We start from the raw sequence: 13,152 nt of genomic DNA, 5'->3' as shown, positions 1-13,152 counted from the left end.
TGGGAAGTATGAGCTTTTTAAAAAAATTAAAAGAAAAAATTTCAAAACAAACGGATACGGTAACAGAGAAGTTTAAACAAGGATTAGAAAAAACGAGAAATTCATTTGCTGATAAAGTAAATGACTTAGTGTACCGTTACCGCAAAATAGACGAAGATTTCTTTGAAGAATTAGAAGAAATTTTAATTAGTGCGGATGTCGGAGTTTCGACAGTGATGGAATTAATTGATCAGTTGAAAGAAGAAGTGCAACGTCGTAACATTCAAGATCCGAAAGAAGTACAGGCTGTTATTTCTGAAAAGCTAGTGGGCATTTACAAAGGTGACAGCGATTTTAGTAATGAAGTTAATATACAAGAGGATCAATTAACAGTAGTTTTATTTGTTGGTGTGAATGGTGTGGGGAAAACGACGACGATTGGTAAGCTTGCACATAAATTTAAATCAGAAGGTAAGTCTGTCCTATTGGCGGCAGGAGATACATTCCGTGCTGGGGCGATTGAGCAATTAGAAGTATGGGGCGATCGTGTTGGTGTAGAAGTAATTAAGCAAGGATCAGGATCTGATCCAGCGGCTGTTATGTATGATGCTGTACAAGCGGCAAAGGCCCGTAAAGTGGATGTATTGCTATGTGATACAGCGGGACGCTTACAAAATAAAGTAAACTTAATGAATGAGTTAGAGAAAGTGAAGCGTGTAATTGAGCGTGAAGTACCAGGAGCTCCTCATGAAGTATTACTTGTTATTGATGCAACAACAGGGCAAAATGGTTTAAGCCAAGCGAAAACATTCCGTGAAGCAACGAATGTTACTGGTATTGTTTTAACGAAGTTAGATGGAACTGCTAAAGGTGGTATCGTCTTAGCGATTCGTAACGAAATGGATGTTCCGGTGAAATTTGTTGGGCTAGGAGAGCAAATGGATGATCTGCAACAGTTTGATCCAGAACAATATGTTTATGGTTTGTTTGCGAACGTAGTAGAAACAGAAGAAGTGTAAGTGAAAGAAGTGGTATTTCCGCTTCTTTTTTTATAAAAATATGTGATGTTAAGAAAAAAACTTGACACTCTTTTATACTCCATGTAAACTAAGTCATGTAAAGGGAAATCACTTAACAAAGGATGATCCAACATGCTCGAGAAAACAACGAGAATGAACTATTTATTTGATTTTTATCAATCGTTGTTAACGCAAAAACAAAGAAGTTATATGTCGCTTTATTATCTAGATGATTTATCTCTTGGTGAAATTGCGGAAGAATTTGATGTAAGTCGCCAAGCCGTGTATGATAACATTAAACGGACTGAAGCGATGCTTGAAGAATATGAAGATAAATTAGTATTACTTCAAAAGTTTCAAGAGCGACAGCGACTTGTTGCAAAGCTAAAACAGCTACTCAGCGAAGAAGAGCATGTGAATGAAGAAATGAAACAAGTTGTTGAAGCTATCGAAAAATTAGATTAGGAGGGCGGCAATATGGCATTTGAAGGATTAGCCGACCGACTTCAACAGACAATGCAAAAAATCCGCGGCAAAGGAAAAGTTTCTGAAGCCGATGTAAAAGAAATGATGAGAGAAGTTCGTCTAGCTCTTTTAGAAGCGGATGTTAACTTTAAAGTAGTAAAAGATTTTATAAAGCGTGTGTCTGAGCGTGCTGTCGGACAAGATGTAATGAAAAGTTTGACACCTGGACAACAAGTAATTAAAATCGTACAGGAAGAACTTACAGAACTTATGGGCGGGGAGCAAAGCAAAATTGCTGTTGCTAATAAGCCACCTACTGTTATAATGATGGTTGGTCTGCAAGGTGCGGGTAAAACAACGACGACAGGTAAGCTTGCAAATTTGCTTCGTAAAAAGCATAATCGTAAACCGATGCTTGTTGCAGCGGATATTTACCGTCCAGCAGCGATTAAACAGCTTGAAACATTAGGGAAGCAATTGGACATGCCTGTTTTCTCCTTAGGAGATCAAGTAAGTCCGGTTGAAATTGCGAAACAAGCGATTGCGAAAGCAAAAGAAGATCATCACGATTACGTTTTAATCGATACAGCGGGTCGCCTGCATATTGATGAAGAACTAATGGGTGAATTAGCGAAAGTCAAAGAAGTTGCGAAACCGGATGAAATTTTCCTTGTTGTCGATGCGATGACAGGACAAGACGCGGTAAATGTAGCACAAAGTTTCCATGAACAGTTAGGATTAACAGGTGTTGTATTAACGAAATTAGATGGTGATACGCGCGGTGGTGCGGCATTATCTATTAAGGCTGTAACAAATACACCAATTAAATTCGCTGGTATGGGTGAAAAACTAGATGCAATTGAAGCGTTCCATCCAGAACGTATGGCATCCCGTATTTTAGGGATGGGCGACGTCTTAACATTAATTGAAAAAGCGCAAGCTACAGTTGATGAAGAGAAAGCAAAAGAACTTGAGCAAAAAATGCGTACGCTTTCGTTTACGCTTGACGATTTCCTAGAACAACTTGGACAAGTGCGTCAACTTGGACCGCTTGACGAATTGTTAGGAATGCTTCCTGGTGCAAATAAAATTAAAGGGCTGAAAAATGCACAAGTTGATGAAAAACAAATTGGGCATATTGAGGCAATTATTCGTTCTATGACTAAAGTAGAACGAGAACAACCGGAAATAATCAATGCTAGTCGTAAAAAGCGCATTGCCAAAGGTAGCGGTACAACGGTACAAGAAATCAATCGTCTAATCAAGCAATTTGATGATATGAAAAAAATGATGAAGACGATGACGGGAATGCAAAAAGGTAAGAAAAAAGGACTAGGTGGATTGAAGTTTCCATTCATGTAAGGAAAAAAGATGGCTCTGTTAAGAAAAAATACTTTACAAAGCAATAGTCTTTTTGCTAATATAATTATCTGTGTGAAATAAATTCGGAGGTGCTTTATAAATGGCAGTTAAAATTCGTTTAAAACGTATGGGAGCTAAAAAAACTCCTTTCTATCGTGTAGTTGTTGCAGATTCTCGTTCTCCTCGTGACGGACGTTTCATTGAGGAAATCGGTACTTACAATCCGGTTGCTCAACCAGCGGAAGTTAAGATCAACGAAGAAGCAGCATTAAAATGGTTAGGAAATGGTGCTAAACCATCTGATACAGTTCGTAACCTTTTCTCTAACCAAGGTATCATGGAGAAATTCCACTTATCTAAACAAGGTAAGTAATTGAGGCAATGACAATGAAGATGTTAGTCGAGACAATTGTTAAACCTCTTGTGGATCATCCTGGAGATGTAAAAGTTACACAGGAACTTTGCAACGGAGAAATAAAGTATCGATTAACTGTACATCCTGAGGATGTTGGAAAAGTCATTGGAAAGCAAGGGAAAGTTGCGAAAGCGATTAGAATGCTCTTGTATTCAGTGGGACATCATAATGATGAGAACGTCACACTGGAAATTCAATAAACGTAAAAAGGGCGAGGAGTTATTTCCTCTCCCTTTTTTAACATTTAAAGAGAAATTGCATGGTCCATATATAAAATGGAAATGCTTAATTTATATAGAAACCAGGGGTGACATACTATTTATGACAAAATGGTTTAATGTAGGGAAAATTGTAAATACTCATGGCGTAAAAGGAGAAATTCGTGTTATTTCTCGTACTGATTTTCCAGAAGAGCGATATAAAGTAGGGAACACGTTATACATATGGGATGAGAAAGGTACAGACTATCTTACAGTGAAGGTAACTTCTCATCGTCAACATAAGACATTTGATTTATTAACACTTGAAGGATACAACAATGTAGATGAAGTAGAGAAGTTAAAAGGTTCTTTAATAAAAGTACCAGAAGAGCAGTTAGGCGAACTAGCTGAAGGTGAATACTACTACCATGAAATTATTGGTTGCAACGTTGTAACGGAAGAAGGAGAAGCGTTAGGGACAATCAAAGAGATTCTATCTCCTGGTGCGAATGACGTTTGGGTGATTAAACGTCCAAAGGGTCAAGATTTGTTAATTCCTTATATTGATGACGTTGTACTTCAAGTTAACATTGAAAATAAATTAGTAACCATTCATGTAATGGAAGGGCTACTATAATGAAAATTGACATTTTAACATTGTTTCCAGATATGTTTACGGGTGTATTTGGTTCTTCAATTTTAAAGAAAGCACAAGAAAAAGAAGCGGTAGAGCTTCGTGTTGTCAATTTTCGTGAGTATACAACTAGTAAGCATAATAGTGTAGATGATTATCCGTATGGTGGGGGCGCTGGTATGGTATTAACCCCACAGCCTATCTTTGACGCAGTAGAAGAGTTAACGAAGGAAACAGACCGTAAGCCGAGAATCGTCTTAATGTGTCCACAAGGAGAGCGTTTCACGCAGAAGAAGGCAGAAGAGCTTGCTGGAGAAGAGCATGTTATTTTTGTATGTGGCCATTATGAAGGATACGATGAACGAATTCGTGAGCATCTTGTAACAGATGAGATTTCTATTGGGGATTACGTATTAACGGGTGGAGAATTGGCTTCTATGGTAGTCACTGACAGTGTTGTACGTCTTTTGCCAGGAGTGCTTGGGAATCAAACGTCACAAGTGGAAGACTCTTTTAGCACAGGTTTGTTAGAACACCCACATTATACACGTCCTGCTGATTTTCGTGGTATGAAGGTACCGGATGTACTAATGTCAGGAAATCATAAAAACATTGATGAATGGCGCCATAAAGAGTCACTACGTCGTACATACACACGTAGACCGGATTTACTGGAAGAACGAGAATTATCTAAGCAAGAAGAGAAATGGCTGGAACAGATTAAAGAAGACCGATAAGGGCTTGATATATTTTCTATTGCAACAGTCCTAGCAATATGCTATTATAACATTTGTGCTACTGAAATCAGTAGCCGTATTAACGATGTTCCGCTGTAATTTAATAAGACTTTATAAGAGCATCTGTTTAAAGGAGAGAATTTAATATGCAACAATTAATCACAGAAATCACAAAAGGCCAATTGAAAACTGACCTTCCTTCATTCCGTCCTGGAGACACTTTACGTGTACACGTAAAAGTAGTTGAGGGAACTCGTGAAAGAATTCAGCTTTTCGAAGGTGTTGTAATTAAACGTCGTGGTGGCGGAATCAGTGAAACATTCACAGTTCGTAAGATTTCTTACGGTGTAGGTGTTGAGCGTACATTCCCAGTTCACACGCCAAGAATCGCGAACATCGAAGTACTTCGCCGTGGTAAAGTACGTCGTGCTAAGTTATACTACTTACGTAACCTTCGCGGTAAAAAAGCACGTATTAAAGAAATTCGATAAGACATGTATGGGAGCTTGTAAATACACAAGCTCCCTTTTTCCAATCTATATGAAATTTTGGTATAATACGAGCAGCTTACATAACAGTGGAGGGGAAAGCATGAAGAAAGAGAAGAGCTCACTTTGGGAATGGATCAAAGCAATTTTGATTGCTGTTGTATTAGCGGGCGTAATTAGACAGTTTTTCTTTGCCCCAATTCTCGTAGACGGTGTATCAATGTCGCCGACTTTACATGACCGTGATCGAATGATTGTTAATAAAATTGGCTATCACATAGGTGATCCGAAACGCTTTGATATTATTGTATTCCGAGCGACGGAAGAAAAAGATTATATTAAGCGTATTATTGGCCTGCCAGGCGACGAAATCGAATACCGTAATGATAAACTATATGTTAACGGGAAACCTTATGAGGAGCCGTATTTAGATAAGCAGAAAAAACAACTTGCTGACGGACCGCTTACATATGATTTTACTCTTGAAGAAATGACAGGAAAGAAAACTGTTCCAGAAGGTCAATTATTTGTTTTAGGCGATAATCGTCGTTTTAGTAAAGATAGCCGTTCGATTGGTACAATTTCAATGGACCAAGTGATTGGTAAAGCAAATATGCTATATTGGCCGTTAAAAGATGCGCGTATTGTGAAATAAAAGAAAAAGAAGGTGGCAACATGGTAATTCAATGGTTCCCAGGACATATGGCAAAGGCTAGACGCCAAGTAACAGAAAAATTAAAGTTAATTGATGTTGTAATTGAGCTTGTAGATGCTCGATTACCTTTATCTTCTCGTAATCCAATGATTGATGAAATTATTACACATAAACCAAGGCTTGTTGTTTTAAATAAAGCGGATATGGCGGATGATCGTCTTACAAAGCAGTGGATTGCATATTTTGATGAAAGAGGTCAAAAGGCAATTTCAATTAATGCGCAAGCTGGACAAGGTATGAAAGAAATTGCAGCAGCTTGTAAAGTTCTTGTCAAAGAAAAATTCGATAAAATGGTTGCTAAAGGCATTAGACCAAGAGCAATTCGTGCTTTAATTGTAGGTATTCCAAACGTTGGTAAATCTACACTAATTAATAAATTAGCGAAGAAAAATATAGCAAAAACAGGAGATCGTCCTGGTGTGACAACGGCCCAGCAGTGGATTAAAGTTGGGAAAGAAATGGAATTATTAGATACACCAGGTATTTTGTGGCCTAAATTTGAAGATGAATTAGTTGGTCTTCGTTTAGCGACGACTGGTGCAATTAAAGATTCTATATTAAATCTACAGGATGTAGCTATTTATGCGTTACGTTTTATGGAAAAACATTATCCGGAACGTTTAAAAGAGCGATATAATTTAAATGACATTCCAGAAGAAATTGTGGAGTTATTTGATGCAATTGGAAAAAATAGAGGTTGCTTAATGGGCGGCGGAATGATTGATTATGATAAAACATCTGAGCTTATACTTCGTGAGCTTCGTGGTGGAAGATTTGGAAAAATGACATTTGAAACACCAGAAGAGTTTGCAGAGCAGGTAGAAGATGCGGAAAAAGTAGAAGAAGTATAAGACGTGCGTTTGTACGTCTTTTCTTTTTGGTTACGTTTAAAAGGAGTGTAAATAGATGCAAAAAATGACTATTCAAGAAGCTGAATGTTTGCTGCAAGAAGTTATGAATGAAGAAGACGAGCGTTTTCAAATGTTAGTGAAAGATGAGCGGAAAGGTGTTCAAAAACTAATTTTGAAGTGGTATAAACAAAAAGAGTTAGCGCAAAAAGAAAGAGAAAAATTTCTAGAAATGTCAAAGTACGAAAATGATTTGCGTGAAAAAGGGCTCACATACATTGCTGGTATTGATGAAGTGGGTCGTGGGCCGTTAGCAGGACCGGTTGTGACGGCGGCAGTCGTCCTTCCGGAAGATTTTTATATTCCAGGATTAAATGACTCAAAAAAATTAAGTGAAGCGAAACGTGAGCGTTTTTATGATGAAATTAAAGAGCATGCAATTGCGATTGGAGTTGGAATTATATCACCACAAGTTATTGATGAAATAAATATTTATCAAGCGACGAAGCAAGCGATGTTAGATGCCGTTGCTAATTTATCATGTACACCAGAATATTTATTAATCGATGCGATGAAGCTTCCTACATCAATTCCGCAAACATCAATCATTAAAGGTGATGCGAAAAGTGTCTCTATTTCAGCTGCATCTATTATTGCGAAAGTGACGAGAGATCGCATGATGAAAGAGTTAGGAGGAAAGTATCCGGCATATGGATTCGAACAACATATGGGATATGGGACGAAACAGCATTTAGAAGCGATTGAAGTACATGGAGTATTAGAAGAACATCGAAAATCATTCGCGCCAATTAAAGATATGATTCAAAAATAAGCTGTATATTCACAGCTTATTTTTTATTTTGGTATATAAACATTATTATTTTCGAAAAAGAATAAAGCGATTTCAGTTTTCTGACACTTTATTGTAGACAGCGTGCCAATCATCTTATACAATGGCAATGTAATGTTTTTTAAACATTAAAAAACTTTTCGAGTAAAACAGGAAAACAGGGGAGGATGGGACCATGAATATCCATGAGTACCAAGGTAAGGCAGTCCTTAGAAGCTATGGGGTTAGCGTTCCGAACGGGAAGGTTGCATTTACAGTAGAAGAAGCTGTAGAAGCAGCGAAAGAATTAGGAACGGAAGTATGTGTAGTTAAAGCGCAAATTCACGCTGGTGGACGCGGCAAAGCTGGCGGTGTAAAAGTTGCGAAAAATTTAGAAGAAGTTCGTACATATGCAGAAAGCATTTTAGGAACTACACTTGTGACGCATCAAACAGGTCCTGAAGGTAAGGAAGTAAAACGCTTACTTATCGAAGAAGGTTGCGATATTAAAAAAGAATATTATGTAGGTCTTGTATTAGATCGTGCAACTTCTCAAGTTGTTTTAATGGCATCTGAAGAAGGTGGAACAGAAATTGAAGAAGTAGCAGAAAAAACGCCTGAAAAAATCTTTAAAGAATATATTGATCCAGCAGTAGGTTTACAAGGTTTCCAAGCGCGTAGAATCGCGTTTAACATCAATATTCCAAAAGAACTTGTAGGACAAGCTGTGAAGTTTATGATGGGCTTATACAGTGCGTTTATCGAAAAAGATTGCTCTATCGCTGAGATTAATCCACTTGTTACAACAGGTGACGGTAAAGTTATGGCGTTAGATGCAAAATTAAACTTTGATTCTAATGCGTTATATCGCAATAAAGATATTTTAGAACTTCGTGATCTTGAAGAAGAAGATTCAAAAGAAATTGAAGCTTCTAAATATGACTTAAACTACATTCCTTTAGATGGAAATATCGGTTGTATGGTTAATGGTGCAGGTTTAGCAATGGCTACAATGGATATCATTAAACATTACCATGGTGACCCAGCTAACTTCTTAGATGTTGGTGGCGGCGCAACAGCTGAAAAAGTTACAGAAGCATTCAAAATTATCCTTTCTGACAAAAATGTAAAGGGTATCTTCGTTAACATTTTTGGTGGCATTATGAAGTGTGATGTTATCGCAGAAGGTGTTATTGAAGCGACGAAGCAGGTAGGTCTTGAGTTGCCTTTAGTTGTACGTCTTGAAGGTACAAACGTAGAGCTAGGAAAGAAAATTTTAAATGAGTCTGGTTTAAATATTGTTGCAGCAGAATCTATGGCAGACGGTGCACAAAAAATTGTTTCACTAGTGGGCTAATAGAAAGCGGGGGAGAAAAATGAGCGTATTAGTTAATAAAGATACAAAAGTTATTGTTCAAGGTATTACAGGTTCTCAAGGGTTATTCCATACAAAGCAAATGATTGAATACGGTACGAAAATTGTAGGTGGTGTAACACCAGGTAAAGGTGGCACTGATATTGAAGGCGTACCAGTATTTGATACAGTAGAAGATGCTGTGAAAGCAACAGGCGCAAACGCTTCAGTTGTATACGTTCCACCCGCTTTTGCGGCTGATGCAATTATGGAAGCAGTTGATGCAAAGATTGATTTAGTAGTATGTATTACTGAAGGAATCCCTGTATTAGATATGGTAAATGTAAAGAGATATATGGCGGGTAAACATACACGTTTACTTGGACCAAACTGCCCTGGTGTCATTACACCTGACGAATGTAAAATTGGTATTATGCCAGGATATATTCACAAAAAAGGTCATGTTGGTATCGTATCTCGCTCTGGTACATTAACGTATGAAGCTGTACATCAGTTAACGCAAGAAGGTATTGGCCAATCTACTGCTGTAGGTATCGGGGGAGACCCTGTTAACGGTACGGACTTTATTGATGCGTTAAAAGCATTTAATGAAGATGAAGAAACTCATGCTGTAATTATGATTGGTGAAATCGGCGGTACGGCAGAAGAAGAAGCAGCAGAATGGGTACAAGCTAATATGACAAAACCAGTTGTAGGCTTCATTGGTGGTCAAACAGCGCCTGAAGGCAAACGTATGGGTCATGCTGGGGCGATCATTTCTGGCGGCAAAGGAACTGCTGCTGAAAAGATTAAAACAATGGAAGCTTGTGGTATTAAAGTAGCGGAAACACCAGCTGTTATGGGTGAAACATTAATCTCTGTTTTAAAAGAAAAGGGATTATTTGAGACTTGTAAAAACTACTAATCTTTTTGAAAGACACCTTCTTATTAGAGGGTGTCTTTTTACACATTTTTTGTTTACATAATAAAAATTATGGGTAAGGAGAATGGAGATGAAAAGAGAACGTTTATTGCACCTTCATTACATGTTGGCGGATCATTGGAAGGCGATGGAGAGACTACTATATGTTGATCCAGAACTGAAGGGAATATACACTTTTAGTCCGAAACAATTTGAATATTACGCTGGAATATCCTCGAAAAAATCTTTAGAACTAGTAAATTTTCTTCAAATTTCAAATCTCCAACAATATGTATCCCAGTTAGAAAAAAAGAGAATATTTTATATAACAATAGGGGATAAGGACTATCCACAATTACTGCGAGAAATACAAGATCCCCCTTTTGTTTTATACGGAAAAGGAGAAAGAGATTTTCTAAATAAAGTAAATAAATTAGCGATTGTTGGAACGAGAGAACCGTCTTTATATGGAAAGGAGAGTATGAAGTTTATTTTACAACCTTTACTTGAAAAAGAATGGCTTATTGTTAGTGGGTTTGCAAGAGGGATAGATACAATTGCTCATGAAGTTACAGTAAGGCAGCATTGCCCGACCATTGCAATATTAGGACATGGATTATCTTATATGTATCCAAAGGAGAATAGAGGTTTATATGACACGTGGAAAGATTATATATTGTTATTGACAGAGTATCCGCCCCATTATGTGCCAAAAAAATGGTATTTCCCAAAAAGAAATCGAATTATTAGCGGTATAAGTAAAGGTGTTTTAGTTGTAGAAGCAAAAACGAGAAGTGGATCCCTTATTACTGCAGACCTTGCGCTAGAACAAAATAGAGAGGTGTTTGCGCTTCCTGGACCTATATTTATAGAGAGTGCAGCGGGAACGAATCATCTAATTCAACAAGGCGCAAAGCTAGTAAGAAATGCGGAGGATATCCTTGAAGAAATTTTAAATTAACCATATATTTTTATGTTTTTATTAAACAATTATTGACAAATGGTAGATTGTCGCTGTATGGTATATTCATTCTTGATTGACAAAAACAAGAGAAATCAATAAGATTGATGAAGACTTGAATCCACCTCTTAAGGAGGCACTAGCATGTCAGATTACCTCGTAATCGTGGAGTCGCCTTCTAAGGCGAAGACCATTGAAAAATATTTAGGGAAAAAATACAAAGTCGTCGCGTCCATGGGACATGTCCGCGATTTACCTAAAAGCCAAATGGGGATAGAAGTAAAGAATAACTTCACCCCGAAGTATATTACCATTCGTGGTAAGGGTCCCGTTTTAAAAGATTTAAAATCAGCGGCAAAAAAAGCAAAGAAAGTCTATCTCGCGGCCGATCCGGATCGTGAAGGAGAAGCAATTGCTTGGCATTTAGCAAATACGTTAAATGTGGACGTTGAATCAGATTGCCGAGTTGTATTTAATGAGATTACAAAAGATGCAATAAAAGAATCATTTAAATATCCTCGTGCAATTAATATGGATTTAGTAGATGCACAACAAGCAAGGCGTATACTCGATCGTCTTGTTGGTTACAATATTAGTCCTTTATTATGGAAGAAAGTAAAAAAAGGATTAAGTGCAGGACGCGTACAATCTGTAGCAGTTCGTTTAATCATCGAACGTGAAAAAGAAATTCAAAGTTTTGAACCTGAAGAATTCTGGACAATTAAAACAGAATTTGTGAAAGGGAAAGACACATTTGAAGCGAGCTTTTACGGTGTAGATGGTGAAAAAGTTCAATTAACGAACGAAGCACAAGTGAACGAAATAATCGAAAAGATGAAAGACAATGCGTTTTCGGTTGAAAATGTAACGCGAAAAGAGCGAAAGCGTAACCCTGCATTACCGTTTACAACATCTTCCTTGCAACAAGAGGCAGCGCGTAAGTTAAATATGCGAGCAAAGAAAACAATGATGCTTGCACAGCAGCTGTATGAAGGGATAGATCTTGGAAAACAAGGGACTGTAGGTCTTATTACGTATATGAGAACTGATTCAACACGTATCTCAGAAACAGCTCAAACAGAGGCTCGTGATTACATTACTGAGGCGTTTGGTGCGGAATACATAGGAACAGAGAAGAGGAAAGAAACGAAAAAGTCGAAAGCACAAGATGCGCATGAGGCGATTCGTCCTACTTCGGTAATGAGAAAGCCAGAGGAACTAAAAAGTTTCTTAAGTCGTGATCAACTCCGTTTGTATAAACTGATTTGGGAGCGATTTGTTGCAAGTCAAATGGCATCTGCTATAATGGATACTGTTACAGCGAAACTCATTAATAACAATGTTCAGTTCCGTGCAAGTGGATCAGTTGTAAAGTTCCCAGGATTTATGAAAGTGTACGTAGAGTCGAAAGATGATGGTGCGGAAGAAAAGGATAAGATGTTGCCACCGTTAGAAGTAGGTGAAACTGTATTTTCAAAAGATATAGAACCAAAGCAACATTACACACAGCCTCCGCCGCGTTATACAGAGGCTCGTCTAGTAAGAACACTTGAAGAGCTGGGAATTGGGAGACCGTCTACTTATGTACCGACACTTGAAACAATCCAAAAACGAGGATACGTTGCTTTAGATAATAAACGCTTCGTACCGACTGAGCTTGGTGGAATAGTAATCGAACTTATTTTAGAGTTTTTCCCAGAAATTATTAACATTGAATTTACTGCCAATATGGAGCAAAGCCTTGATGAAGTAGAAGAAGGAAATGCAAATTGGGTGAAAATTGTTGATGATTTCTACGTAGGATTTGAACCGCGCTTAGAAAAAGCGGAAAAAGAAATGCGTGAAGTGGAAATTAAAGATGAACCAGCTGGGGAAGACTGTGAATTATGTAGTCACCCGATGGTCTTTAAAATGGGTAAATATGGGAAGTTTATGGCTTGTTCAAATTTCCCGGAATGTCGTAATACAAAACCGATTGTAAAAGAAATCGGTGTTACTTGTCCGAAGTGTGATAAAGGGCAAATTATTGAACGCCGTAGTAATAAAAAGAAACGCCTTTTCTACGGATGCGGTACGTATCCAGAATGTGACTTTGTATCTTGGGATAAGCCGATTGGTCGTAAATGTCCGAAGTGTGAAGGTATGCTCGTAGAGAAAAAGTTGAAAAAAGGCGTGCAAGTACAATGTATTTCGTGTGATTATGAAGAAGAACAACAAATGTGAG

Annotated in this window: 15 protein-coding genes; all 15 read left to right on the top strand. The window is 37.8% G+C overall.

Features of this window, described 5'->3' with window-relative positions; translation table 11 throughout:
- Nucleotides 1–8: 8 nt before the first annotated feature.
- The 15 genes from ftsY to topA all read left to right on the top strand — a co-directional run bounded on the left by ftsY (nt 9) and on the right by topA (nt 13,151).
- Nucleotides 9–998 (top strand): signal recognition particle-docking protein FtsY, encoded by a 990-nt coding sequence (gene ftsY, locus MR066_RS09045; RefSeq protein ID WP_002088200.1) that lies wholly within the window; start codon nt 9–11, stop codon nt 996–998.
- Nucleotides 999–1,130: 132 nt separating this feature from the next.
- On the top strand, nt 1,131–1,463 hold the full coding sequence (locus MR066_RS09040; RefSeq protein WP_002033794.1) for a putative DNA-binding protein: 333 nt from the start codon (nt 1,131–1,133) through the stop codon (nt 1,461–1,463).
- A 12-nt stretch (nt 1,464–1,475) separates the two neighbouring features.
- Entirely contained in the window at nt 1,476–2,825 is a 1,350-nt protein-coding gene (ffh, locus tag MR066_RS09035; RefSeq protein WP_002014519.1) for a signal recognition particle protein, read from the top strand.
- Between the two features lie 100 nt (nt 2,826–2,925).
- Nucleotides 2,926–3,198, top strand: a complete 273-nt coding sequence (rpsP, locus tag MR066_RS09030) for a 30S ribosomal protein S16 (protein WP_000268750.1) — start codon at nt 2,926–2,928, stop codon at nt 3,196–3,198.
- Nucleotides 3,199–3,212: 14 nt separating this feature from the next.
- Nucleotides 3,213–3,440 (top strand): KH domain-containing protein, encoded by a 228-nt coding sequence (locus MR066_RS09025; RefSeq protein ID WP_002088196.1) that lies wholly within the window; start codon nt 3,213–3,215, stop codon nt 3,438–3,440.
- 121 nt (nt 3,441–3,561) lie between these two features.
- Nucleotides 3,562–4,077, top strand: a complete 516-nt coding sequence (gene rimM / locus MR066_RS09020) for a ribosome maturation factor RimM (protein WP_002014521.1) — start codon at nt 3,562–3,564, stop codon at nt 4,075–4,077.
- Entirely contained in the window at nt 4,077–4,811 is a 735-nt protein-coding gene (gene trmD / locus MR066_RS09015) for a tRNA (guanosine(37)-N1)-methyltransferase TrmD (RefSeq protein WP_002014522.1), read from the top strand. Before rimM ends, trmD begins: the two co-directional genes overlap by 1 nt.
- Nucleotides 4,812–4,957: 146 nt before the next feature.
- Nucleotides 4,958–5,302, top strand: a complete 345-nt coding sequence (rplS, locus tag MR066_RS09010) for a 50S ribosomal protein L19 (protein ID WP_002014524.1) — start codon at nt 4,958–4,960, stop codon at nt 5,300–5,302.
- Between the two features lie 100 nt (nt 5,303–5,402).
- The gene (gene lepB / locus MR066_RS09005) at nt 5,403–5,954 is read left to right on the top strand and encodes a signal peptidase I (RefSeq protein ID WP_002066791.1); all 552 of its coding nucleotides are present in this window, start codon (nt 5,403–5,405) and stop codon (nt 5,952–5,954) included.
- Nucleotides 5,955–5,974: 20 nt separating this feature from the next.
- Nucleotides 5,975–6,865, top strand: coding sequence for a ribosome biogenesis GTPase YlqF (gene ylqF, locus MR066_RS09000; protein ID WP_002128821.1), 891 nt, complete (start codon nt 5,975–5,977; stop codon nt 6,863–6,865).
- Between the two features lie 55 nt (nt 6,866–6,920).
- The gene (locus tag MR066_RS08995) at nt 6,921–7,694 is read left to right on the top strand and encodes a ribonuclease HII (RefSeq protein ID WP_242246886.1); all 774 of its coding nucleotides are present in this window, start codon (nt 6,921–6,923) and stop codon (nt 7,692–7,694) included.
- A gap of 193 nt (nt 7,695–7,887) precedes the next feature.
- A complete protein-coding gene (gene sucC, locus MR066_RS08990) occupies nt 7,888–9,048 on the top strand; it encodes an ADP-forming succinate--CoA ligase subunit beta (protein WP_002014529.1) in 1,161 nt (386 codons plus the stop codon).
- A 19-nt stretch (nt 9,049–9,067) separates the two neighbouring features.
- Nucleotides 9,068–9,970 carry a succinate--CoA ligase subunit alpha gene (gene sucD / locus MR066_RS08985; RefSeq protein WP_000115186.1) on the top strand — a complete coding sequence of 301 codons (903 nt, stop codon included), beginning with the start codon at nt 9,068–9,070 and terminating at the stop codon, nt 9,968–9,970.
- 88 nt (nt 9,971–10,058) lie between these two features.
- Nucleotides 10,059–10,928 carry a DNA-processing protein DprA gene (dprA, locus tag MR066_RS08980; protein WP_242246884.1) on the top strand — a complete coding sequence of 290 codons (870 nt, stop codon included), beginning with the start codon at nt 10,059–10,061 and terminating at the stop codon, nt 10,926–10,928.
- A gap of 144 nt (nt 10,929–11,072) precedes the next feature.
- A complete protein-coding gene (gene topA, locus MR066_RS08975) occupies nt 11,073–13,151 on the top strand; it encodes a type I DNA topoisomerase (protein WP_002088184.1) in 2,079 nt (692 codons plus the stop codon).
- Nucleotide 13,152: the final 1 nt, after the last annotated feature.

Source organism: Bacillus cereus group sp. BfR-BA-01523 (assembly GCF_022662615.1).
In the GTDB taxonomy this organism is placed as follows: domain Bacteria; phylum Bacillota; class Bacilli; order Bacillales; family Bacillaceae_G; genus Bacillus_A; species Bacillus_A mycoides.
This window is presented reverse-complemented; position numbering and strand designations above follow the sequence as displayed.